The sequence below is a fragment of the Nocardioides oceani genome (assembly GCF_030412965.1).
Classification (GTDB): domain Bacteria; phylum Actinomycetota; class Actinomycetes; order Propionibacteriales; family Nocardioidaceae; genus Nocardioides; species Nocardioides oceani.
In genome coordinates, this window is the sequence record NZ_JAUHJQ010000217.1 from 1 (window position 1) to 241 (window position 241).

1 protein-coding gene is annotated in these 241 nt (G+C 79.3%); it reads left to right on the forward strand.

Translation table 11 applies throughout. The annotated features are described in order from the left end of the window. Position 1: 1 nt before the first annotated feature. The coding region (locus tag QWY28_RS23840) for a sigma factor (protein WP_300955381.1) at positions 2 to 241 on the forward strand (240 nt) is incomplete at its 3' end.

The following is a 241-nucleotide window of genomic DNA, read 5'->3' on the forward strand; positions in this document are numbered from 1 at the left end:
GCTGGTGGCCCGGCACCGCGACCGGCTCTGGGCGGTGGCGCTGCGGACCACCGGGAACCGTGAGGACGCCGCCGACGGCCTCCAGGACGGCCTCGTGGCGGCGTACCGCCGCGCGGCGGCGTTCCGCGGCGACGCCGCCGTGACCACCTGGCGGCACCGGGTGGTCGTCAACGCCTGCCTCGACCGGCTGCGTGCGGCGCGGGTCCGCCGCACCGAGGCCCTCCCCGACGACCTGGAGGAG